The sequence below is a fragment of the Microbacterium sp. ER1 genome (assembly GCF_023383675.1).
GTDB lineage: Bacteria > Actinomycetota > Actinomycetes > Actinomycetales > Microbacteriaceae > Microbacterium.
Genome location: NZ_QCXO01000130.1, coordinates 1 through 23,284, shown reverse-complemented (window position 1 = coordinate 23,284; position 23,284 = coordinate 1). Strand labels below are relative to the sequence as shown.

General features: G+C 70.3%; 23 protein-coding genes. 11 read left to right on the top strand and 12 right to left on the bottom strand.

Annotation, left to right across the window (positions count from 1 at the left end; translation table 11 throughout):
* Positions 1-33: 33 nt before the first annotated feature.
* Positions 34-549, bottom strand: a complete 516-nt coding sequence (locus BV453_RS06185; RefSeq protein WP_025103663.1) for a septum formation family protein — start codon at positions 547-549, stop codon at positions 34-36.
* Positions 550-665: 116 nt separating this feature from the next.
* A complete protein-coding gene (def, locus tag BV453_RS06180; RefSeq protein WP_025103662.1) occupies positions 666-1,232 on the bottom strand; it encodes a peptide deformylase in 567 nt (188 codons plus the stop codon).
* Between the two features lie 61 nt (positions 1,233-1,293).
* Here def and BV453_RS06175 point away from each other — a divergent pair, with 61 nt between their 5' ends.
* Positions 1,294-2,334, top strand: coding sequence for a DMT family transporter (locus BV453_RS06175; RefSeq protein WP_249521167.1), 1,041 nt, complete (start codon positions 1,294-1,296; stop codon positions 2,332-2,334).
* Here BV453_RS06175 and pgl read toward each other — a convergent pair.
* From pgl to tkt, 6 genes are read right to left on the bottom strand one after another with little or no spacing between them, the layout of a single operon-like run.
* The gene (gene pgl, locus BV453_RS06170; protein ID WP_174235366.1) at positions 2,328-3,107 is read right to left on the bottom strand and encodes a 6-phosphogluconolactonase; all 780 of its coding nucleotides are present in this window, start codon (positions 3,105-3,107) and stop codon (positions 2,328-2,330) included. The two genes, BV453_RS06175 and pgl, sit on opposite strands and share 7 nt — an antisense overlap.
* Before the next feature lie 5 nt (positions 3,108-3,112).
* Positions 3,113-4,048, bottom strand: coding sequence for a glucose-6-phosphate dehydrogenase assembly protein OpcA (locus BV453_RS06165; RefSeq protein ID WP_025103659.1), 936 nt, complete (start codon positions 4,046-4,048; stop codon positions 3,113-3,115).
* On the bottom strand, positions 4,045-5,595 hold the full coding sequence (gene zwf / locus BV453_RS06160) for a glucose-6-phosphate dehydrogenase (protein WP_025103658.1): 1,551 nt from the start codon (positions 5,593-5,595) through the stop codon (positions 4,045-4,047). Before zwf ends, BV453_RS06165 begins: the two co-directional genes overlap by 4 nt.
* Positions 5,596-5,615: 20 nt before the next feature.
* Positions 5,616-7,223: a glucose-6-phosphate isomerase gene (locus BV453_RS06155; RefSeq protein WP_085607711.1), complete on the bottom strand. Its 1,608-nt coding sequence runs from the start codon at positions 7,221-7,223 to the stop codon at positions 5,616-5,618.
* Positions 7,220-8,332, bottom strand: a complete 1,113-nt coding sequence (gene tal, locus BV453_RS06150; protein ID WP_062634304.1) for a transaldolase — start codon at positions 8,330-8,332, stop codon at positions 7,220-7,222. The genes BV453_RS06155 and tal overlap by 4 nt, the downstream gene beginning before the upstream one ends.
* On the bottom strand, positions 8,329-10,425 hold the full coding sequence (tkt, locus tag BV453_RS06145; protein ID WP_025103655.1) for a transketolase: 2,097 nt from the start codon (positions 10,423-10,425) through the stop codon (positions 8,329-8,331). The genes tal and tkt overlap by 4 nt, the downstream gene beginning before the upstream one ends.
* Positions 10,426-10,674: 249 nt before the next feature.
* Here tkt and BV453_RS06140 point away from each other — a divergent pair, with 249 nt between their 5' ends.
* Positions 10,675-11,580 carry a heme o synthase gene (locus BV453_RS06140; RefSeq protein ID WP_029989291.1) on the top strand — a complete coding sequence of 302 codons (906 nt, stop codon included), beginning with the start codon at positions 10,675-10,677 and terminating at the stop codon, positions 11,578-11,580.
* Here the strand turns inward: BV453_RS06140 and BV453_RS06135 are convergent.
* Complete coding sequence (locus tag BV453_RS06135; protein ID WP_025103653.1) at positions 11,526-12,011, bottom strand: hypothetical protein; 486 nt, start codon at positions 12,009-12,011, stop codon at positions 11,526-11,528. The two genes, BV453_RS06140 and BV453_RS06135, sit on opposite strands and share 55 nt — an antisense overlap.
* Before the next feature lie 68 nt (positions 12,012-12,079).
* Positions 12,080-13,201: a heme A synthase gene (locus BV453_RS06130; RefSeq protein ID WP_025103652.1), complete on the bottom strand. Its 1,122-nt coding sequence runs from the start codon at positions 13,199-13,201 to the stop codon at positions 12,080-12,082.
* A gap of 232 nt (positions 13,202-13,433) precedes the next feature.
* Between BV453_RS06130 and sufB the strand changes: the two genes are divergently transcribed.
* From sufB to BV453_RS06095, 7 genes are all read left to right on the top strand, one after another.
* Positions 13,434-14,852: a Fe-S cluster assembly protein SufB gene (gene sufB / locus BV453_RS06125; protein ID WP_025103651.1), complete on the top strand. Its 1,419-nt coding sequence runs from the start codon at positions 13,434-13,436 to the stop codon at positions 14,850-14,852.
* Positions 14,853-16,058 (top strand): Fe-S cluster assembly protein SufD, encoded by a 1,206-nt coding sequence (gene sufD, locus BV453_RS06120; RefSeq protein ID WP_062634313.1) that lies wholly within the window; start codon positions 14,853-14,855, stop codon positions 16,056-16,058.
* Positions 16,055-16,381 carry a non-heme iron oxygenase ferredoxin subunit gene (locus BV453_RS06115; RefSeq protein ID WP_025103649.1) on the top strand — a complete coding sequence of 109 codons (327 nt, stop codon included), beginning with the start codon at positions 16,055-16,057 and terminating at the stop codon, positions 16,379-16,381. Before sufD ends, BV453_RS06115 begins: the two co-directional genes overlap by 4 nt.
* A gap of 3 nt (positions 16,382-16,384) precedes the next feature.
* Positions 16,385-17,155, top strand: a complete 771-nt coding sequence (gene sufC, locus BV453_RS06110; RefSeq protein ID WP_025103648.1) for a Fe-S cluster assembly ATPase SufC — start codon at positions 16,385-16,387, stop codon at positions 17,153-17,155.
* 9 nt (positions 17,156-17,164) lie between these two features.
* Complete coding sequence (locus tag BV453_RS06105; RefSeq protein WP_017202280.1) at positions 17,165-17,494, top strand: metal-sulfur cluster assembly factor; 330 nt, start codon at positions 17,165-17,167, stop codon at positions 17,492-17,494.
* 93 nt (positions 17,495-17,587) lie between these two features.
* Positions 17,588-18,742, top strand: a complete 1,155-nt coding sequence (locus BV453_RS06100; RefSeq protein ID WP_249521138.1) for a MalY/PatB family protein — start codon at positions 17,588-17,590, stop codon at positions 18,740-18,742.
* Positions 18,739-20,109: an MFS transporter gene (locus BV453_RS06095; protein ID WP_249521137.1), complete on the top strand. Its 1,371-nt coding sequence runs from the start codon at positions 18,739-18,741 to the stop codon at positions 20,107-20,109. The genes BV453_RS06100 and BV453_RS06095 overlap by 4 nt, the downstream gene beginning before the upstream one ends.
* On the opposite strand, the gene BV453_RS06090 is transcribed toward BV453_RS06095, so the two are convergent.
* Positions 20,072-20,656: a TetR family transcriptional regulator gene (locus tag BV453_RS06090; RefSeq protein ID WP_126893079.1), complete on the bottom strand. Its 585-nt coding sequence runs from the start codon at positions 20,654-20,656 to the stop codon at positions 20,072-20,074. The genes BV453_RS06095 and BV453_RS06090 overlap by 38 nt on opposite strands.
* Before the next feature lie 50 nt (positions 20,657-20,706).
* Here BV453_RS06090 and BV453_RS06085 point away from each other — a divergent pair, with 50 nt between their 5' ends.
* Positions 20,707-21,420, top strand: a complete 714-nt coding sequence (locus BV453_RS06085; RefSeq protein WP_025103644.1) for an energy-coupling factor ABC transporter ATP-binding protein — start codon at positions 20,707-20,709, stop codon at positions 21,418-21,420.
* A complete protein-coding gene (locus BV453_RS06080; protein ID WP_249521136.1) occupies positions 21,417-22,010 on the top strand; it encodes a CbiQ family ECF transporter T component in 594 nt (197 codons plus the stop codon). The genes BV453_RS06085 and BV453_RS06080 overlap by 4 nt, the downstream gene beginning before the upstream one ends.
* A 3-nt stretch (positions 22,011-22,013) precedes the next feature.
* On the opposite strand, the gene BV453_RS06075 is transcribed toward BV453_RS06080, so the two are convergent.
* A partial coding sequence (locus BV453_RS06075; RefSeq protein WP_249521135.1) for an acyltransferase occupies positions 22,014-23,284 on the bottom strand: 1,271 nt, incomplete at its 5' end.

Here is a 23,284-nt window from a genome sequence, read left to right as displayed (position 1 = left end):
TGCGGCGGAGCCCTTCGTGCAGACGCGGTCGGATCAGCGCGCGGCGCCCTTGAGCGATCCCTCGACCTGGCCGGCCGGGTCGACGATGATGCACTGGATCACGCGGTCGTTGGCCTGCTCCCACGAGTCCTGGCTGGGGGTGAGCGTGGTCACGTCCAGAGCGGAGTCCTGGTACGAGACGCCGACGAAGGACGTGTACGCGTCGCCGATGCACTCCTCGGACGCGGCGCTGATGGCGTCCTCCGAGTACTCGCCGTCGTCCATCTTGATCTCGTAGAAGACCTCTTCGTCGTGCGGCTCGGAGCACGGCACGACGTTCGCGTCGGTGAGCATCCCGGAGCCGGTCTCGAGCATGCAGTCGCCGAGCTTCACGGAGAAGACGTCGATGTTCGCGCTCTCGGTGACCTGGCCGGTCTCCTCGTCGCGGTCGGCGTCGGCGCGACCGCCGCCGAGGATGCTGTTGATCGCGCTGCAACCGGTGAGGGCGAGCGAGACGGCGACGGCCGAACCGGTGAGCACGAGTGCGCGACGGGTGCGCGACTTCATCATGGATTTCCCCTTCAGAGCGTGACGCGGGGCATGCTGAATATCCCCGCCGCGAACACGCTATAGTGCCCGGAGTCTATGACGCAACTTGAAGGATGCTGTGCGCCGGCTGAAAGCGATCAGCCTTCGAGGTCGTCGACGCCGGGCAGCCAGCTGGCCCCCGGGCGCCCCCAGCCCCGCTTGCGGGCGATCTTCTGCGTGGTCTTCCAGTCGGAGTCCGAGAGGCGATCGATGTAGAGCACGCCGTCGAGGTGGTCGAACTCGTGCTGCATGATGCGAGCGCGCCAGCCGTCCACCTCCAGCGTGACCGGGCCGCCGTCCAGATCGGTCGCCGTCACGCGGACGCGATCTGAGCGACGCAGCGGGAACCGTTCGCCCGGGAAGGACAGGCAGCCCTCCGACTCCAGCTCGGGGTCGGGCGCGCCCGGCTCCGGGGGCGTCATCCACAGCTCCGGATTGATGAGCACACCGCGCCAGGGCTGGTCGTCGTCGTCGACGTAGGAGTACGTGTAGATCCGCAGCGGCACGCCGACCTGAGGGGCGGCGAGGCCGACGCCGGGCGCGGCGTCCATGGTCTCGAACATGTCGGCGACGAGGGTGCGGATCTCGTCGGTGATCGCCTCGACGGGGGAGGCGGGGGAGTGCAGGACGGGATCGCCCATGATGCGAATCGGAAGGACAGCCACGTCACAACCCTAGTCGGCGGCACTCTCCGGGTAGGGTCGTACTGTGAGCGCAGGGGTGTGGATGGGGACGGTCGAGGACGTCGGCGACCAGCTGGTCGGAGCGTTCCAGAACCCCGGCCTCCTCCTGGGGATCCCGCTGGCCCTCGCCGGTGCGGTGTTCATGTCGCTCGGCGCGCAGTACCAGCACCGGGGCGTGGAGAAGGTCGAGCGGCTCAGCGGCTCCGACGGCGCCGCCGGTCTCAGCCTCGATCAGCTCAAGCGCCTGTTCACGCGACCGTCCTGGGTGATCGGGACGCTCATGCTGGGCCTCGCGATCGTCTGCCAGCTCGCGGCGCTCGTCAAGGCGCCGCTGATCGTGGTGCAGCCGCTCGGTGCCATCGCCCTGGTCATCACGACGCTCCTCAACGCCCGCATCTCCGGTCACGCCCCCACGAGACAGTCCCTCACCGCGATCATCGCCTGCGTCGGCGGCATCTTCCTCTTCGTGTTCTTCGCCGCGATCTACGCCACGGAGAAGGAGGTCACGGACCGCGAGCTGTTCGTCATCCTCGCGATCCTGCTCGTCGTGATCATCGTGCTCGGGGCGTTCTGGCTCATCCTCCGGCATCGGATGCGCGCGCTGTTCTACATCATCGGCGCCGGCATCCTCTACGGCTTCGTCGCCACCCTCGCGAAGGTCATCATCAAGCGCATCGAGGCGGGCCAGTTCGAGTGGATCACCGCGGTCTGCCTGCTCGCGCTGCTCTCGGCGGGTGCCGTCGGCGCGTACTTCGTGCAGACCGCATACAGCTCCGGTCCGCCCGACCTCGTCATCGCGGGCCTGACGGTGGTCGACCCCATGGTGGCCGTCCTCATCGGCATGCTCGTGCTCGGTGAGGCCGCCGCGGCGCCCTGGTGGGTCTTCATCATCTTCGGCGTCGCCGGCGGCATCGCGGTCTGGGGTGTGGTCGGACTCGCCCGCTTCCATCCGCAGGTCCTCAGCGAGAGCCAGGACCTCGGGATCACCCGGGGCAGCGACCCGGTGGCCCCTCCGACCTCGCCGGCGCCGAGCGCGCCGGAGCACCCGGACACGCCCGAGAGGCGCGACCCCGACGCTCAGTAGGCCTGGTCGATGAGGTCGGGGGAGACCTCGGATGCCGCGGCCTCGTCGACGAAGAAGACCGTCCGCTTGCGCCCCTTGGCGCCGGCCGCGGGAACGCTCGTGTAGCTGGCACCGGCGAGGGCGAGGCCCAGCGCCGACGCCTTGTCGGCGCCCGTGAGCACGAGCCAGACCCGCTTGGAGGCGTTCAGCACCGGGCGGGTGAGGGTCACCCGCTCGGGCGGGGGCTTGGGGGAGTCCCGCACCGGGAGCGCCGCGGCATCGGTCACGGTGACCTCCTCGCGGTCCGGGAAGAGCGAGGCGATGTGGCCGTCCGGTCCGACGCCGAGGAAGCACACGGCGAAGGACGGCCAGGGGTGGTCGTCAGTGCCGAAACGGGCGAGCTCGGCGGCGTACGCGGCGGCGGCCTCATCGAGCTCGAGACCGCTGTCGGAGCCGGCGATCTCGTGCACGTTCTCCGCGGGGACGTCGATGTGGTCAAGCAGTGCCTCCCGGGACTGGAGGGCGTTGCGGTCCGCGTCGTTCCGCGGCACGTACCGCTCGTCCCCCCACCAGAAGTGCACGAGGGACCAGTCGATCTCGGCGGACCGCGGGTTGTCCCGGACGGCGCGCAGGACGGCACCGCCCATCGACCCGCCCGTCAGCGCGACGTGGGCCAACCGCCCGTTGCGCGTGCGCGCGCGGACGCGGGTGAGGAAGCGATCGGCGACCCGGAGGGCGAGGGCGGTCGGGGTGGCCTCGACCACGACCCGCTTCTCTGCGGACGATCCCGGCATCGAGGTCACTCTCCTGTCTCGGGCGGACCGAGCTTCTCCCAGCCCTCCGTGATCACTCGACCGTACAGGACGTCGGGGTCGAGCCGGCGCAGCTCCTCCGCGAGGCACTCGCGCAGCGTCCGCCGCGGCAGGTGCAGGTCATGGTCGGGCTGGTTCGGCTGGGTGAGCACGGCGACGCCGGGCGACGGGCGCTCGAGGAGGATGTCGCCGGACTCCCGGGTGAGGCGCACCGACTTGATGCCCTCCTGCCAGTGCTCCGGGTCCTCGTACGACCACCGCACCGGGACGTCCAGTGCCATCTGCAGCCACGCGGCGAGCAGCGCGGTGGAGGGCGAGGCGCTCCCGCCCCGGACCTCGACGGCGGTGATGGTCTCGTACGGCGGCTGGTCCAGCACCGCGGCGAGCTGCTCGCGCCAGTGCGTCAGGCGCGTCCAGGCGAGATCGGTGTCACCAGGGGCGTGCGTGCGCCCGAGGAGGGCGAGCCGGTCGCGGACGTCGGGCGAGGTGGCGGCATCGGTGATCCGGCGCTGGGCGATGCGGCCGAGCGGGGAGGTCGCGGGAGAGGTGGGGGCCTCGTCCGGCCACCAGGCCACGACCGGGGCGTCGGGGAGGAGCAGGCCGGTCAGCAGGCTCTCCTCGTTGCTCGCGGCGTCGCCGTGCGCGTGCAGCACGACGACCTCGCTGGCTCCGGCGTCTCCGCCCACGCGGATCTGCGCGTCGAGACGGGACTCGCCGTCGCCGGTGGTCAGCACGATCACGCGCATCGGGTGCTCGCGCGACGCATCGTTCGCGGCGTCGATCGCGGCCTCCGCGACGCCCTTGCGGGCGGCGATGACCAGGGTGAGGACGCGGCCGAGGGCGACGGCGCCGCCCTCCTCGCGCACCTTGACGAGCTGCTTGGCGACCTGGCTGACGGTCGTGTCGGGAAGGTCGATGATCACGGGCGTCTCCAGACTCGTCCGTCGCGGGCCAGCAGGTCGTCGGCCGAGGCCGGTCCCCACGAGCCGGGCGCGTACTGCTCCACCGGACCGCCCTGGGCGGCCCAGTACTTCTCCACCGGGTCGAGGATCTTCCAGGAGAGCTCGACCTCCTCATGCCGCGGGAACAGCGGCGGGTCGCCCAGGAGGACGTCGAGGATCAGACGCTCGTACGCCTCCGGGCTCGCCTCCGTGAACGCGTGGCCGTAGCCGAAGTCCATCGTCACGTCGCGGACGTTCGTGCCGTTGCCCGGCACCTTCGAGCCGAAGCGGATCGTGACGCCCTCGTCGGGCTGGACGCGGATCACGAGGGCGTTCTGCCCGAGCTCCGAGGCGTTGCCGCGGCCGAACAGGTGCTGCGGCGCACGGTTGAACACCACCGCGATCTCCGTCACGCGACGGCCGAGGCGCTTGCCCGTCCGCAGGTAGAACGGCACGCCCGCCCAGCGACGGGTGTCGATCTCCAGCTTGATGGCCGCGTAGGTCTCCGTCGTCGACTCGGGGTTCATCCCCTCCTCGTCGAGGAAGCCGGTGACCTTCTCACCGCCCTGCCAGCCGCCGGCGTACTGTCCGCGCGCCGTGGCGAGGGAGAGATCCTCCGGCACGTGCACCGCGGCGAGGACCTTCTCCTTCTCGGCCCGCAGATGCTCGGCGGAGAGGCTGATGGGCTCCTCCATCGCCGTGAGCGCGAGGAGCTGGAGCAGGTGGTTCTGGATGACGTCGCGTGCGGCGCCGATCCCGTCGTAGTACCCGGCACGACCGCCGACGCCGATGTCCTCGGCCATCGTGATCTGCACGTGGTCGACGTAGTTGCGGTTCCAGATCGGCTCGTACAGCTCGTTCGCGAAGCGCAGCGCGAGGATGTTCTGCACCGTCTCCTTGCCGAGGTAGTGGTCGATGCGGAAGATCGAGTCGGCGGGGAACGCCACTTCGAGGGCCGCGTTGAGAGCGCGCGCCGACTCGAGGTCGTGCCCGAACGGCTTCTCGATCACGACGCGCCGCCAGCGCTCGTCGTCGTCCGCGTCCTCGCCCACGAGCCCCGAGTCCTTGAGCTGCTTCGCGACGAGCGGGAAGTCCTTCGGCGGGATCGAGAGGTAGTAGGCGTGGTTGCCCATGGTCCCGCGTTCCACGTCGAGCTTCTCGACGGTCTCCCGCAGCTTGCGGAAGGAGTCGGGGTTGTCGAACTCGCCGGAGACGAACCGGATGCCCTGGAGCAGCTGTGTCCAGGTCTCCTCGCGGAACGGCGTGCGGGCATGCTGCTTCACCGCGTCGTAGACGACCTGGGCGAAGTCCTGGTCCTCCCAGTCGCGGCGGGCGAAGCCCACGAGCGCGAACCCCGGAGGCAGGAGCCCCCGGTTCGCGAGGTCGTAGACCGCCGGCATGAGCTTCTTGCGGGACAGATCACCCGTCACGCCGAAGATCACGAGGGCGCTGGGCCCCGCGATCCTGTTGAGACGACGATCGTCGGGGTCGCGCAGCGGGTTGTGCCCGCGCGAGATGGGTACAGACATCGGTGGGGGCTCTCCTGCGGTTACTTCTGTGCGGCTTCGAAGAGGGTGAGCACGTCGTCCGAGGACTCGGTGATCGTCAGCGAGACGACGGGCCGTCCGTGCTCCGCGAGCACACCCGCGTCACCGGCCGCCTGCGCCTGGATGAGCTGCCCGAACGTGAACGGGCGGTCGGGGATCTCGAGATCCACGTCCGTGCGCTCCAGGATCTGCAGGAACACGCCCTGGGCGGGGCCGCCCTTGTGGTACTGGCCCGTGGAGTGCAGGAAGCGCGGTCCCCATCCGAACGTGGTCGGACGCCCCGAGTCGGCGGCGACCAGCTCGCGCAGGCCCTGGAGCTGCGGCACCTCGAGGCGGTTGACGTAGGCCTGGATGGACACGTAGCCGTCGGTGGGGAGCTGGGCCCACAGGGCGTCCAGCACGCCTTCGACGGTGCCCGACACGGCGAGGGCGGGATCGGAGACCCGCACCTCGACGCCGTTCTCGACGAACGCGGGCGCCGTCGGCTCCGGGCGGGCGTCGAGCAGGCCCCGGGCGGCGACCTTGGCCGACTCGACGTCGGGCTGGTCGAACGGGTTGATGCCGAGGAGGTGCCCGGCGATGGCCGTCGCGTACTCCCAGACGATGAACTGCGCGCCGAGCGTGCCGCTGACGAGGATCTCGCCCTCGTGCCGCTCGTGCAGGTGGAACTCGTTGGCGTCGTCGACGAGGCGCACGATCTGGAGGTCGGCGGGGACCGGGTCGAGCTCCGGCGAGACCGGGAGCAGGACGACCGGGAGGATGCCGGTGCCCTCCTTGCCCGTGGACTCGGCGATCAGCTGCTCGATCCAGTCCGGCAGCCCCTTGATGTGCGTGCCGTCGGTGATCAGGCCCAGCTTGTCGCGGCGGGGGCTCGTGGCGGCGATCGCGGCCCCGAGACGGAGCGCGGGGTTGTCGGCGGAGTCCACGGCCACCTCGAGCAGGGAGGCCTCGGCCTCGTCGAGGAGCTCGTCGATGTCGACGCCGGCGAGTCCCGACGGCACGAGGCCGAAGGCGGTCAGCGCCGAGTAGCGGCCGCCCACGTTCGGGTCGGCGTTGAAGACCCGGTAGCCGGCCTCGCGCGCGGAGGCGTCGAGCGGCGAACCGGGATCGGTGACCACGACGATCCGCTCGGTGGGGTCGATGCCGAGGTCGCGGAAGGCGGCCTCGAAGGTGCGGCGCTGCGAGTCGGTCTCGACCGTGGAGCCCGACTTCGAGGACACGACGAGGACCGTCTCGGCGAGACCCTCGTCGAGCGCGGCGAGCACCTGTCCCGGGGCGGTGGAGTCGAGGATCGTGAGCGGGACGCCGGACGTCTGCGCGATCACCTCGGGAGCGAGCGAGGAGCCGCCCATCCCGGCGAGGACCACGCGGGTGACGCCCTTCGCCGCGAGCTCCTCGCGCAGTGCGACGATCTCCGCGACCAGCGGGCGGGAGACCGAGACGGCCTGGACCCAGCCGAGCCGGACCGACGCCTCGGCCTCGGCGGCCGGACCCCAGAGCGTGGCGTCGCCACCGGTAATGCGGGAGGCGACGAGGTCGTGGACCAGGGCCGGCACGGTCTCCTCGATGGCGACGCGCGCCGCGCCCGATGCGTGGATGGCGAAGGTCATCGCTGTGCCTCCAGAGCCTCGGTGACCTGCGCGAGCAGGTCGTGCCAGGAGTCGATGAACTTCGCGACCCCCTCCTCCTCGAGCACCTCGGTCACCGCGTCGAAGTCGACGCCCACCTCGGCGAGCCCGGCGAAGACCTCGCGGGCCTCCTCGTAGCCGCCGGTGATGGTGTCTCCGGTGACGACGGCGTGGTCGAACGTCGCCTCGAGGGTCTTCTCCGGCATCGTGTTCACGACGCCGTCCGCGACCAGTTCGGTCACGTACAGCGTGTCGGGGAGGTTCGGGTCCTTGACGCCGGTGGACGCCCACAGCGGGCGCTGGACGTTGGCGCCGGCGGCGAGGAGATCCTGCGCGCGCTTCTCGGCGAACGTCTTCTCGAAGAGCTCGTAAGCCAGTCGGGCGTTCGCGAGGCCCGCCTTGCTCTTCAGTGCGGCGGCCGCGTCCGTTCCGATCGCGCTCAGGCGCTTGTCCGTCTCCGTGTCGACCCGGGAGACGAAGAACGAGGCCACGGAGTGGATGGTGGACAGATCGATGCCCGCCTCCTTGGCGCGCTCGAGTCCCGTGAGGTACGCCTCGATGACCTCGGCGTAGCGCTCCAGGCTGAAGATGAGGGTCACGTTGACGCTGATGCCGTTCGCGATCGCCTCGGTGATGGCCGGGAGCCCCGCCTTGGTCGCCGGGATCTTCACGAGGAGGTTGGGGCGGTCGATCCGGTCCCAGAGCTCCTTGGCCTGCGCCACGGTGCCGTCGGTGTCGTGGGCGAGGTCGGGGGAGACCTCGATCGACACGCGTCCGTCGACGTGGCCGGACTCCTCCCACACCGGGCGGAAGACGTCGAGCGCGGCACGGACGTCCTGGGTCGTCGCGGCGAACACCGCGTCCTCGGCCGAGGCTCCGGACGCGGCGAGCTCGGTGACCTGCGCGTCGTAGGACGTGTCGTTCTTGTCCGTGATCGCGTTCGCGAAGATGGTCGGGTTCGTGGTGACGCCCACGACGTTGCGCGACGCGATCAGCTCGGCGAGGTTGCCGGAGGAGATCCGGGTGCGCGAGAGGTCGTCGAGCCAGATGCTGACGCCGGCGGCGGCGAGCTGGGCGGTGGGGGTGCTCATGCGTTCTCCTTGATGGTCTCGCGGGCGGCCGCGACGACGGCCTCGGTGGTGATGCCGAACTTCTCGAAGAGGGTCTTGTAGTCGGCGGAGGCGCCGAAGTGGTCGATGCCGACCGACCGGCCGCGGTCGCCGACGATGCCGCGCCACGTGAGCACGGAACCGGCCTCGACCGAGACGCGGGCGGTGACGGACGACGGCAGCACGCTCTCGCGGTAGGCCTCGTCCTGCTCCGCGAACCACTCCAGCGAGGGGGCGGAGACCACGCGGACGTTCACGCCCTCGCCGGCGAGCACCTCGCGGGCGTTCACCGCGAGCTGCACCTCGGAGCCGGTGGCCACGATGATGACGTCCGGAGTGCCGTTCGGCGCCTCGGCCAGGACGTAGGCGCCCTTGGCGGCCTGGGCGGCGGAGGCGAAGGTGTCGCCCGAGGCCTCGCCCTCGCCGCGCGGGAACACCGGGATGTTCTGGCGGGTCAGCGCGATGCCGGCCGGGCCCTCGTGGCGCCGGAGGATCTCGAGCCACACGGCGGCGGTCTCGTTGGCGTCCGCCGGGCGGACGACGGCCAGGTTCGGGATCGCGCGCAGCGTCGCGAGCTGCTCGATCGGCTGGTGCGTCGGGCCGTCCTCGCCGAGGGCGACGGAGTCGTGCGTCCAGACGAAGACGCTCGGCACGTTCATCAGCGCGGCCAGGCGCACGGCCGGACGCATGTAGTCGCTGAAGATGAGGAACGTGCCCCCGAAGGCGCGCGTGGGCCCGTGCAGCACGATGCCGTTGACGATCGCGCCCATGGCGTGCTCACGGATGCCGAAGTGCAGCACCCGGCCGTACGGGGTGCCCGACCACTCGTGGGTCGACCACTCGGCGGGGATGAACGACGGCGCGTCCTTGATCGTCGTGAGGTTCGACTCGGCGAGGTCGGCGGAGCCGCCCCAGAGCTCGGGGAGCTGCGCGGCCAGCGCGTTGATGACCTGGCCGGACGCGGCGCGGGTCGAGACGTCCTTGCCGGCCTCGAAGACGGGGAGCGCGTCGGCGATGTCGGCGGGGAGCTCGTGGGCCTCGACACGGTCGAGCAGGGCCTTGCGCTCGGGGTTGGCGGCCGCCCAGGCATCGAACGACTCCTGCCAGGCGGCGCGGGCCTCGGCGGCGCGCTCCGCGAGGCCGCGCGTGCGCTCCAGCACCTCGTCGGCGACGACGAAGGTCTGCTCCGGGTCGAACCCGAGGACCTTCTTGGTGGCGGCGAGCTCGTCGGCTCCGAGCGCCGATCCGTGGATCTTCCCGGTGTTCTGCTTGCCGGGAGCCGGCCAGCCGATGATGGTCTTGAGGATGATGAGCGACGGCTTGTCGGTCTCGCCCTTGGCCGCCTCGATCGCGGCGTGGAGCTCGGCGACGTCCTCCACGTACTCGCCGGTCTTCTTCCAGTCCACGGTCTGCACATGCCAGCCGTAGGCCTCGTAGCGAGCGGCGACGTCCTCGGTGAAGGCGACGTTCGTGTCGTCCTCGATGGAGATCTGGTTCGAGTCGTAGATCGCGATGAGGTTGCCGAGCTGCTGGTGGCCGGCGAGCGAGGAGGCCTCGCTGGTGACGCCCTCCTGCAGGTCGCCGTCGCCCGCGATCACGTAGACGAAGTGGTCGAACGGGCTCGTGCCCGCTGCGGCCTCGGGGTCGAAGAGGCCGCGCTCGTACCGGGCGGCGTACGCGAAGCCGACCGCCGAGGCGAGGCCCTGGCCCAGCGGGCCCGTGGTGATCTCGACGCCCTTGGTGTGGCCGTACTCGGGGTGGCCGGGGGTCTTCGAGCCCCAGGTGCGGAGTGCCTTGAGGTCGTCGAGCTCGAGCCCGAAACCGCCCAGGTAGAGCTGCACGTACTGCGTCAGCGACGAGTGGCCGACCGACAGGATGAAGCGGTCGCGGCCGAGCCAGTCGGTGTCGGTCGGGTCATGCCGCAGCACCCGCTGGTAGAGCAGATAGGCGGCGGGAGCCAGACTCATCGCCGTGCCGGGATGACCGTTGCCGACCTTCTCGACCGCATCGGCCGCCAGGATCCGGGCGGTGTCCACCGCGCGTCGATCGATCTCGTCCCACTGCAATTCCGACACGTTCATGCCCTTTCCGACAGTTTCGAGGGCGCCGGTATTCCCTGGCGCATCCGCAACTTCCCTGGCGCATCCCGCATCGTCCGGGAGACGGGCGGGGTTGTGCGCAGCACCGGGCGCGCGAGTGCTCTCAGCATAGCGGGGACGGTCCCGGCGACTGAGGGGTGGAAGGCGCGGAACGCGTCACGGCGTGTCATACACTGGAGAGGTTGTCCGGTAACGCGCGCGGAGGAGGCGATCGAGATCTCGACGATGTCTGATCAGACCGTACGGAAGTCGTCCATCGGTCGCACGGTGAGCGCCTACGTCACTCTGACGAAGCCCCGGGTCCTCGAACTCCTCCTCGTCTCGACCGTTCCGGTCATGTTCCTCGCGCAGGGCGGACTGCCCGATCTCTGGCTGGTCCTCGCGACGGTCATCGGCGGATCGATGAGCGCCGGTTCGGCGGGCGCGTTCAACATGTACCTCGACCGCGACATCGACGCGCACATGCACCGCACGGAGAACCGGCCGCTCGTGACCGGCGAGGTCAGCCCGCGTGGCGCCCTGATCTTCTCGTGGACGCTCGCGATCGTGTCGACCGTGTGGCTCTGGTTCACCACGAACCCGCTCACGGCGATCCTGTCGGCCTCCGCGATCTTCTTCTACGTCGTGATCTACACGATGATCCTCAAGCGCCGCACCGAGCAGAACATCATCTGGGGCGGAATCGCGGGGTGCTTCCCGGTCCTCATCGGCTGGTCCGCCGTCACCGGTTCGCTCGACTGGCCGGCCTTCATCCTCTTCCTGCTCGTCTTCCTCTGGACGCCGCCGCACTACTGGCCGCTGTCCATGAAGTACAAGGACGACTACGACGATGTCGACGTGCCCATGCTCGGCGTCACCCGCAACGCGTCGCAGGTCGGCCTGCAGGTCATCCTGTACGCGTGGGCCACGGTCGCCTGCTCGCTGCTGCTCGTGCCGATCGCCGGCATGGGCCTCGTCTACACCGTCTCCGCCCTGGTGTTCGGCGGCTGGTTCATCTATGAGTCGCACCGCCTGTATAACCAGGCAGTGCGGGGGACCGAGGCGCGGCCGATGCGAGTCTTCCACGCCTCGATCACTTACCTGACGCTGCTGTTCGTCGCCGTGGCGATCGACCCGCTGCTGCCCTTCTGATCCTCGTCGGCCTGGGGCTCGTCAGCCTGAGGCTCCGCATCGACCTGCGGCTCTGCGAACTCGGCATCGGCGGTCCGGAGAGCGGGCTCGTCGCGCGGGACTGAGACCGTCTCGATCGTCTCGTCCTGGATGCTCGGCGCCTCGTGCTCGACGACCGGCGCGGCGGTGACGGGGGTGGCGACGAGCGTGCGCGCGGCGACGAGGCCGAGCGACAGGAGCAGGCCCACCAGGCCCGCGCCGAGGACGACCGCGCCGACGACGACGAGCGACTGACCGACGTACACCTCGACACCGGTGGCGGTGCCGTCCATCAGGGTCGTGGTCATCGTGCCGACCTGTCCGGCGATCATCCAGCCGCCGACCCCGACCGCGGCGAGGGAGACGACGATGAGGAGCCAGAACCCGGCGCTGCGGGTGAGTGTCTTGTTCATGTCGACCACGATGGTCGATGCGGTGATGAGCGCCCGGTGCGCGCGCTATGGATCGTCTGTTCGGCAGGTCAATCGACGGGGGCGGGTACGACGGACGCGGTGCGCTTGAGGTGCAGCACGACGACCGTGTAGGTCGCGGCCGACAGCGATGCAAGGACCATGTGGATGCCCACGAGCACGGGCGGCAGCCCCTCCCGCGCCTGCCAGACGCCGACGGCCACCTGCACGAGGATCGCGATGACGAGCACGAGCAGCCACCGCCGGGGCTCGAGGCGCAGGACCCAGGCGGACACCGTCAGGAAGAGCACGAGGGCGGCCAGGATATAGCCCGGCCAGGAGTGGACGTGGGCGAGGACCGTGGCGTCGAAGCCGCGGCGAAGCACGTCGGCGTCGCCCGAGTGCGGGCCCGATCCGGTCGTCAGCACGCCGAACAGGATGGTCACGGCGAGGGCGAGGCCGGTGACGTGCGTCACGATCGCGAACCAGGTGGGGACGGCCCGCTCGCGCGGTCCTTCCGGAGTCGCCAGCCGCACGAGGAACGCGGCGGTGATGCAGACGAGCAGGAGCGACGACGTGTAGTGGAACCCGACGATGAAGGGGTTCAGGCCGGTGAGCACGGTGATGCCGCCGACCAGGGCCTGTGCGACGACGCCGATCAGCACGAGCCAGGCGAGGAGGACGAGATCCCGCCGGGCGGGCGTCGTGCGCACCGAGTGGACCGCCGCCGCGATCACCGCGACCAGGAGGACGGCGGACGCGACGGGGAACGCCGGGAAGTCGGTGAGCGAGACCAGGGCGAAGGCGACGGCCGCGCCGGCGAGACCGCCGACGGCGAACCACAGGGCGTCGATGAGCGCCCGGCGGCCGCTGATGGTGTGCAGGACGAGCAGGACGACGGCGATCGCGATGATCCCGACGACGCCGGTCATCAGCCGGTTGCCGAACTCGATCATCCCGTGGATGCCCTGCACCTCGACGATCGGGACGAGCGACTCGGGCGTGCACAGCGGCCACTCGGTGCAGCCGAGGCCGGATCCAGTCAGCCGCACGGCGCCGCCGGTGCCGATGATGATCGTCTCGCTGAGGAACGACAGCCACGCGAAGACGGTGAGCGCACGACCCCACACCGCGGAGCGGGGGGAGGCGGTCGCCCCGGTCGTCGAGGGGGCGGGGATGGTCGTCTCGGGCATAAGTCCTCCGGCCCGTCGAAGACGTGGCGCACGGCCCGTCCGTCAGGCGGAACCTGTAGAATCGGATTGTTGCGATGAGCGCTGACAGCGCTGAAGCATCGTCAACAGTTTAGGCGCGATGGAAGCGCCCGTGATGAGGGCCCCACCAACGGCACCCGCTCCCGCAGACTCGACGGGGATCAGGTGTGTCGGGGCGGATGACACCGTTTGGGACCTGTGAGGAGAGTGTTGCATGTCGGATGTGCTGATCGACCGCCCGGAGCTCGATGGTCTGGGGGTGTACGAATTCGGCTGGCACGATGAGGATGCCGCGGGTGCCGTCGCGAAACGCGGGATCTCGGAAGAGGTCGTCCGCGGGATCTCGGCCCTCAAGAACGAGCCGGAATGGATGCTGAAGACCCGTCTCAAGGGCTATCAGCTCTTCGGCCGCAAGCCGATGCCGACCTGGGGTGCCGACCTCAGCGACATCGACTTCGACAACATCAAGTACTTCGTCCGCTCCACCGAGAAGCAGGCGCAGAGCTGGGAAGACCTCCCCGAGGAGATCCGCGAGACGTACGAGCGCCTGGGCATCCCCGAGGCCGAGCGTCAGCGCCTCGTCGCCGGCGTCGCCGCGCAGTACGAGTCCGAGGTCGTGTACCACCAGATCCGCGAGGACCTGGAGGCCCAGGGCGTCATTTTCATGGACACCGACACCGCCCTGCGCGAGCACCCCGAGTTCTTCGAGGAGTACTTCGGCACGGTCATCCCCGCGGGCGACAACAAATTCGCCGCGCTGAACACCGCCGTCTGGTCGGGCGGCTCGTTCGTCTACGTCCCCAAGGGCGTGCACGTCGAGATCCCGCTGCAGGCCTACTTCCGGATCAACACCGAGAACATGGGCCAGTTCGAGCGGACCCTGATCATCGCCGACGAGGACAGCTACGTCCACTACATCGAGGGCTGCACGGCCCCGATCTACAAGTCGGACTCCCTGCACTCGGCCGTCGTCGAGATCATCGTGAAGAAGAACGCCCGCGTGCGCTACACGACGATCCAGAACTGGTCGAACAACGTCTACAACCTGGTCACCAAGCGCGCCGTGGCGCACGAGGGCGCGACCATGGAGTGGGTCGACGGCAACATCGGCTCCAAGGTGACGATGAAGTACCCGTCGATCTACCTGATGGGTGAGCACGCCAAGGGCGAGACCCTCTCCGTCGCCTTCGCCGGCCCCGGCCAGCACCAGGACGCCGGCGCGAAGATGATCCACATGGCGCCGTACACGCAGTCGTCGATCGTCTCGAAGTCGATCGCCCGCGGCGGTGGCCGTGCCGGCTACCGCGGCGAGGTCCGTGTCGACGCCGCCGCCCATCACTCGGCGAACACCGTCCGCTGCGACGCGCTGCTCGTCGACACCAAGTCCCGGTCCGACACCTACCCGGCGATCGACATCCGTGTCGACGACGTGCAGCTCGGCCACGAGGCCACGGTCTCCAAGGTCAGCGAGGAGCAGCTCTTCTACCTGCAGTCCCGCGGCATGCCCGAGGACGAGGCGATGGCGATGATCGTGCGCGGCTTCATCGAGCCGATCGCGCGCGAGCTGCCGATGGAGTACGCGATGGAACTGAACAAGCTCATCGAGATGGGCATGGAAGGATCGGTCGGCTAAATGGCGGCCTCGACGACAGCGCCCAGCGAGGCGCAGCACACGAACGCGCACATCGACCCGGCCGCCCAGGTGGCGGACGCCGGATTCGTCCCGGTGCAGACCCGCTCCGAGCGTCCGCACTCGTTCGACCCGGACGACTTCGGCACGCCGACCGGTCGCGAGGTGAACTGGAAGCACACGCCGGTGGCCGCGCTCACGCCGCTGTTCCGCACTGCGGAGGGCGAGGACGGCGTGCAGTACTCCTTCACGTCCGGCGAGCAGTACGTCGCCGCACCGCTCACGGCGGGCACCGCTCCGCGCGGTGAGGTCTTCCTCGCCGAGGACATCACCGCCGCCGTCGCGTGGCAGGGCGCCTCCGAGGCCCTGCACATCCGCATCCCGCGCGAGGAGGAGGTCGCGGCGCCGATCTTCCTGTCGCTCACGGGCGCCGGTGCCGACCGCCGGGCGGACGCCCACATCGTGATCGAGGCCCTCGAGCACAGCGCCGCCACGGTGGTGCTGCAGCACAAGGGCTCGGCGCAGTACGCCCAGAACGTCGAGATCATCGTCCGCGACGGGGCGAAGCTCACCGTCGTCTCCGTGCAGCAGTGGGACGACGACGCCGTGCACGCGGCCGCCCACCAGGCGCGGGTCGCGGCCGACGCCACCCTCAAGCACTTCGTCGTGAGCTTCGGCGGCGGCGTGGTGCGCGTGAACCCGAGCGTCGAGCTCGCCGGCGCCGGCTCCGAGGGCTACCTCTACGGGCTTTCCTACGCCGACTCCGGTCAGCACCTGGAGAGCCAGGTGTACCTGCACCACAAGGGCCCGCACACGACCGGCGACGTGCTCTACAAGGGCGCGCTGCAGGGCGAGAGCGCCCACAGCGTGTGGATCGGCGACGTGCTGATCGGGGCGGAGGCCACCGGCACCGACTCCTACGAGGCCAACCGCAACCTGGTGCTCACGGAGGGCGCACGCGCCGACTCCATCCCGAACCTCGAGATCGAGACGGGCGACATCGTCGGCGCCGGGCACGCGAGTGCCACCGGCCGCTTCGACGACGAGCAGCTCTTCTATCTCCAGGCCCGCGGCATCCCGGAGGACGAGGCCCGCCGACTGGTGGTGCTCGGCTTCCTCACCGACATCGTGCTGCGCCTCGGCATCCCCGACCTGGAGTCGGAGCTGCTGGCCGCCATCGAGGCCGAGCTCGCCGAGGTGGACGCGTGACCGCGCAGCGCGTCTGCGGCGTCTCCGAGCTGGAGCAGGACACGCCGCTGCGCGTCGAGCCGGACGGTGTGCCGATCACGGTCATCAAGGACGGCGAGGGCGTCATCCACGCCATCGGCGACACCTGCACCCACGGCGACATCTCGCTGTCCGAGGGCTTCGTGGAAGGTGACACGGTGGAGTGCTGGGCCCATGGCTCGGCCTTCTCCCTGATCACCGGCAAGCCCCAGAATCTCCCCGCATATGAGCCCGTCCCGGTCTACGTCGTCGAGATCGACGGCGACGACGTGCTCATCGATCCCGCTGTGACGAAGGAAGTCTGAAGAATGTCTGTTCTCGAGATCCGCGACCTGCATGTGACGGTCGAGACCGAGGCGGGGACCACCCCGATCCTCAACGGAATCACCCTCACCATGAACACCGGTGAGACCCACGCCATCATGGGCCCCAACGGCTCCGGCAAGTCCACCCTGGCCTACACGATCGCCGGCCACCCGAAGTACACGGTCACCTCCGGCTCCATCACCTTCGACGGTGAGGACGTCCTGGCGATGAGCGTCGACGAGCGCGCCCGCGCCGGTCTGTTCCTCGCCATGCAGTACCCGGTCGAGATCCCCGGCGTGACCGTGACGAACTTCCTGCGCACCGCGAAGACCGCGCTCGACGGCGAGGCGCCCTCGATCCGGCAGTGGACCAAGGACGTCAAGGAGTCCATGGCCAACCTCCGCATGGACCCGAAGTTCGCGCAGCGCAACGTCAACGAGGGCTTCTCGGGCGGCGAGAAGAAGCGCCACGAGATCCTCCAGCTCGAGGTGCTCAAGCCGAAGTTCGCCGTGCTCGACGAGACCGACTCCGGCCTCGACGTGGACGCGCTGAAGATCGTCTCCGAGGGTGTCAACCGCGCGAAGGAGTCCACCGGCCTCGGTGTGCTGCTCATCACGCACTACACCCGGATCCTCCGCTACATCCGCCCCGACTACGTGCACGTGGTCGTCGCGGGCAAGATCGTCGAGGAGGGCGGCCCCGAGCTCGCCGACCGTCTGGAGAACGAGGGCTACGACCGATTCCTCGACCCCTCCGCTCCCATCGAGGCGTAGGCTGATCGCATGACAGCGACCCTGACGGACGAGAAGTACGACGCGGTCACCGAGGCTCTCAAGGACGTGATGGATCCTGAGCTCGGGATCAACGTCGTCGACCTCGGACTCATCTACGACCTCGCCTGGGATGACGAGAACGACGCTCTCGTCATCCACATGACGCTGACCAGCGCGGGTTGCCCGCTCACGGATGTCCTCGAAGACCAGACGGCGCAGGCCCTCGACAACGTCGTGGACCGCTTCCGCATCAACTGGGTGTGGATGCCGCCGTGGGGACCCGAGCGGATCACGGACGACGGGCGCGACATGATGCGTGCGCTCGGTTTCGCGATCTGAGCGTTCCGGTCACCTGACCACCAGACGAAGCGGGCGTGCCGGGCACGCCCGCTTCGACGTCTCCGCATCGACGCGGGGAGAATCGGAGGACGAATGCTGTCGGTGAAGGCCCTGCCGCTGTCGGAGCTGCGTGAGCGCACCAGCGAGAAGTGGCGGGAGTATCCCGAGGACGTGCTGCCCCTCTTCGTCGCGGAGATGGACTTCCCGCTCGCCCCGGCGATCACCGCCGCACTGCAGCGGGCGCTGGATCTCGGGGACACCGGGTACATCGCCTCGCGGACACCGCTGGCGGAGGCGTATGCGGGTTTCGCGGAGCGTCGCTTCGGCTGGCGCCCCGACCCGGCGCGGATGCGCAGCACGGCGGACGTGAGCATGGGCATCGTCGAGATCCTCCGTCGCGTCACGCAGCCGGGGGAGCGCGTCGTCGTCACGCCGCCGGTCTACCCGCCCTTCTACGACCTCGTCGCCGAGGCCGGTGCCGAGGTGCAGCGCGTCCCGCTGCGCGACACGGGGACCGGCTGGGAGCTCGACCTCGACGGGATCCGCGCCGCCTTCGAGGACGGCGCGACGGCCATGCTCCTCTGCAACCCGCACAACCCGACCGGCACCGTGCACGATCGGGAGACGCTGTCCGCGCTGGCCGAACTGGCCGAGGAGTGCGGCGCGACGATCGTCTCCGACGAGATCCATGCGCCGCTCGCCCAGCCGGGCGCGGGATTCACGCCGTTCCTCGCCGTGAGCGACGCGGCGGCCCGCATCGGCTATGCGGTCGTCAGCGCGAGCAAGGCGTTCAACCTCGCGGGGCTGAAGTGCGCGCTCATGGTCACCGCCGCGGAGGAGACGTCCGCGGTCGTGCGCGACCTGCCGGTCGAGGTGGAGTGGCGGACGGGGCAGTTCGGTCTGCTCGCCGCCGTCGCCGCGTTCTCGGAGGAGAGCGACGCGTGGCTCGACGGCCTCCTGCGCACGCTCGACGAGAACCGTGTCCTGCTGGAGGACCTGCTCGCCCGTCACCTCCCCGCCGCCCGCTATCGCCTTCCGGACGCGGGATACCTCGCGTGGATCGACCTCTCCGCCCTCGGCTGGGGAGACAACCCCGCCCGGAAGATCCTCCGCGAGGCGAAGGTGGCGTTGCACTTCGGCCCGGCCTTCGGCGAAGAAGGGGCCGGGCACGTGCGACTCAACTTCGGCACGAGCCCGGAGGTCCTCACCGAGGCGATCGAGCGCATCGCCGCGCTCGTCGAGCGATGACGGCGGCGGATCCCACCGCCACGATCTGGGACCGCAGCCGGTTCTGGGTGACCCTGGGTGCCGTCGCCCTGATCTTCCTTGCCGCGATCGAGGCCCTGGCGGTGACCACGGTCATGCCGATCGTCAGCGACGCCTTGGACGGGGAGTCGCTGTATGCGGTCGCCTTCGCCGGCACGCTCGCGACCAGCGTGATCGGGATGGTCGCGGCGGGGTCCTGGTCGGACACGCGTGGTCCGCGCGGCGCGCTGTACGCCGCCGTCGCCCTCTTCATCCTGGGGCTGCTGATCTCCGGGTTCGCGACGACGATGCCCCAGTTCCTGATCGGACGACTGGTGCAGGGGCTGGCCGCGGGTGGGCAGACAGTGGCCCTGTACGTCGTGGTCGCGCGGCTGTATCCGCCGCACCTGCACGGCCGGGTGTTCGCGGCGTTCGCCGCCGCCTGGGTGGTCCCGTCGATGATCGGGCCCTTCCTCGCGGGAGCGGTGGCGGAGTACCTCGATTGGCGCTGGGCTTTCCTCGGCGTGGCGGTCCTGACCGCGATCGCGTTCTCGATGATCGCGATCCGTCTGCGGGGTGTCGATCTCGGCCGCGGGGAGCCGCAGGACCGCCGGGCGCTGCTCACCCGGCTGCTGCTGGCCGTCGTCGTGGCGGTGCTCGCGGTGGTGATCGGACTGTCCGCCGAGCTCGATCCGGCGATCGGGTGGCCGGTGGCACTGGGGGCCGTGCTCGCGATCGGCGTCGTCGTGCTCCCGCTCCTGCCACGACGGACCCTCCGAGCCGGTGCCGGGCTTCCCAGCGTCGTGCTCATGCGTGGGGTGGCGGCCGGGGCGTTCTTCGCCGCCGAGGCCTACATCCCGTACCTGCTGATGCGGAAGTTCGACTTCTCCGCGACCTGGGCCGGAGTCGCCTTGATGCTCGCGGCCTTCGCCTGGGCCGGGGCGTCGGCTGCGCAGGGCCGCTACGGTGAGCGGCTGGGCAATCACCGCATCACGGCGCTCAGCCTCGGCGCACTGCTCGTGGCGATGCTCTGCGTCCTGGCCGCAGCGGCGTTCGATGCCTCCCCGGTCTTCGTGATCGTCGGGTGGGCGTTCGCCGGGGGCGGCATGGGGCTGCTGTATCCGCGGCTCACCGTGCTGACGCTGGCCTACTCGGACGAGACGAACCAGGGATTCAACTCCTCGGCGCTGTCGATCTCGGATGCCACGGGTTCGGCGGTGGCCATCGCGCTGGCGGGGCTCGCCGTCGCCACCCTCGGCGGCGGCGCGGACGCGTTCGCCGTCGTGTTCGTCCTCGGTGTCGGGCTGGTGCTGCTCGCGGTGATCCCCGGGCTCAGGCTCGGGCACGCCGCGGAGTCATCCGTGCGCTGAGCTCGCCGGCCAGGGCGAGGACGCCGAGGTCGAACACCCGGTCCAGGCCCGCGGTGACGTCGACCTCGCCGGAGGCCGGGAGTGCGCCATGGCTGTCGGCGTGCATCCGCTGCTGGACGAGGGTGGCATGGCCGAGCACGAAGTGCAGGATCGCCGCCCCGCGATCCTCGGCGTGAGTGGCGCCCTCGGCGTGGAGGGCGGCGACCAGGGCGTCGCGGGCATGCGCGGAGCCGAGCTGGAGCGCGTACGTGCTGAGGACGAGCTCGGCGCCGTCCCGGTAGGCGAAGAGGGCGTCGCGGAGCGCGCGGGCGGTCGCGAGGACGCCCTCCGCTCCGTCTGGGACGGTCGCCGTGATCCGATCGGCGAGGTCGGCGAGGAGCTCCTGCTTGTTCGCGACGTGCCAGTAGAGGGCGCTCGGCTGCACGTCGAGCCGGGCCGCGATGCGGCGCATGGAGAGATCGGCCAGCCCCACCTCGTCGAGAAGGGCGAGGGCGGTCCGTGCGACGCTCTCCCGATCGTGACGGGCGGGATTCGTCTCGGGACTCATGCCCCCACTATAGTGAACGGCGTTCAGGTGAACGGTGTTCAGGAGGATGCATGCGCTGGCGGGAGCGGGACGCGACGACGATCGCGGAGCCGGGGACGCTGCGTCTCGACGGCGTGGGCGTGACCGTCGACGACCGCGTGCTCCTCGACGACGTGACGCTGGAGCTCACCGCACCGCGCATCGCCGTGATCGGAGCGAACGGCTCGGGGAAGTCGACGTTCGCCCGGCTGCTGAACGGCCTCATGACGCCGACCACGGGAACGGTCACCGTCCACGGCCTCGACGCGCTCCGGGAGCGGACCGCCGTGCGCCGCCGGGTGGGCTTCGTCTTCACCGATCCGGATGCCCAGATCCTGATGCCGACTCCGGCCGAGGATCTCGCGCTGTCGCTCCGAGGGCGGCCCCGTGACGAGATCGCCGCCCGCGTTCAGGAGACCCTGGAGCGCCACGGTCTCGGTGCCCACGCCGACATCCCGGCGTCGTCGCTCTCGGGAGGACAGAAGCAGATGCTGGCCCTCGCCGCGGTGCTCCTCGCCGAGCCGGCGCTGATCGTGGCGGACGAGCCGACGACGCTCCTCGACCTGCGCAACGCGCGGCGCATCGGAGACCTCCTTCTGTCGCAGGAGGCGCAGGTGCTGATCGTGACCCACGATCTCGAGCTCGCGGCCCGCTGCGACACCGCCGTCCTGTTCGACGGCGGGCGCGTCGTCGATCAGGGAGAGCCCGAGGCGGTCATCGCACGCTACCGTCGGTTGTGCGCATGATCGTGCCGTCCCCGGTCGGTGCGGGATTGCTGCATGGGGTGCCGGCCGGTCCGAAGCTGGCGGGTCTCGCCATCGCGGCGCTCCCGTTGACGCTGTTCCCGCAGGGGCCGCTCAGCATCGCGGTCTGCCTCGCGACCGTGCTCGCGCTCTACCCGATCGCGGGGGTGCCGCTCTCCGCCGCGGTGACGGAGCTGTGGCGGCTGCGTGCGGTCCTGCTCGTGCTCGCGATCGCCCTCGCCGTCTTCGTGTCTCCCGTCGCCGCCTGGGTGAGCACCGGGCGGGTCGCCGTGCTGCTGCTGCTCGCCGCCCTCCTCACCCTGACCACGCGCATGGCCGATCTCCTGGCCGTGCTGCAGCGCCTCCTGCGTCCGCTGCGGCGCGTCGGGGTCGATCCGGAGGCGGTGTCGATGGCGGTGTCGCTCACGCTGACCATGGTTCCCGTCGTGGCCGGACTCGCGCAGCGGGTGCGGGACGCGGAGCGCGCACGTGGAGTCCGCCTGGGCGTGCGCAGCGTGGTGCCGCTGCTCGTGCTGACGCTGCGCCACGCGGATCAGGTCGGCGATGCCCTCGCGGCCCGCGGAGTCGGCTGACGGTCACGCCAGGACGGGGCGTCCGGTGTGACCAGCAAGCCGCAGCGCCGCGACCAGGAGCAGCACCGCGAGGGCGGCGGTGGAGACCGTCGTGCCGAGGACGAGCAGCAGCACCACTCCGGCGAGACCGAGGACGGTTCCCACGGCCAGGCGGCGCCGCGAGGACGTGGCCTGCGGCGAGGGGTGATTCTCGAACCGGTCGACACGGACCGCGACCAGCGCGGTGAGGACGACAGCCGTCAGGAGCCACAGCGGGCGGGCGGCCCACCACTCCGCGCTGTCGAGCGTGGGCAGAGTGAATCCGCCGAGGAGGGCGACCAGGGCCGTCGCCCCGGCCATCGCCAGCAGCACCGGCATGTGCCAGAGGTAGATCGTCATCGTCCGCCGGGTGACGAAGGCGGTGAACGCGGCCACCGGACGGCGAAGACTGAGGCGCCCGATGTGCGGCCGGTACAGGGAGAACAGGATCGTGTGGATCAGCCCGACCAGCAGCAGGGCGCACGTGGGCGGGTTGATGTTGGCGATGAGGTCGGGGGAGTACGCGCCGATGAGGAACAGGACGACGAGCACCCCGAGGGCGCCGATGCCTATCGTGACGCGGGTCCGGCGACGAAGGGCGTCCACGCGGCCGTCGGCGAGGAGGAATCCGAGCTGCTGCATCGTCAACCACACGAAAGCGAGGTTGAGGAAGCCCACGGCGTCCGTCCCGGTCACGGCCCGCAGGACATCGACCGCCACGGCCGCGGTGGCGAGGACGGTGATCGTGCGCAGGGGCGCGCGCTCGTGCAGGGCGACGAGCGCGGGGAGCAGCGCCTGACACAGCAGGAAGACCCCGAGGAACCACAGCGGCTGTCCGTATCGGAAGCCGGCGACGGCGATGAGATCCGGCGCGACACCGAGGACGGTGAGCACCGCGAGCGCGACCCCGACCGCGCCGACCGTGAACAGGGCCGGGCGCAGGAGCCGGTGCACCCGACCGGCCACGAAGGCGGTCGCGCTCCCGCCGCGGGCGCGGAGGCGGCGGTACGCGAGGAGCCCGGAGAATCCGCCGATCACGAAGAAGAGCGGCATCACCTGCAGCAGCCAACTCAGCGGGGCGATCCAGCTCGTGCCGTCGCTCGCATTCTCGAACACCGGTCCGGTCTCGGACACCGTGACCCCGACCATGACGGCGTGCAGCAGGACGACACCGAGCACGCAGAGGGCGCGCACGACGTCGATGCCGGTGTCGCGGTGACCCGCGTGGCCGGATGAAGCGGGGGCGGGGGCGGGGG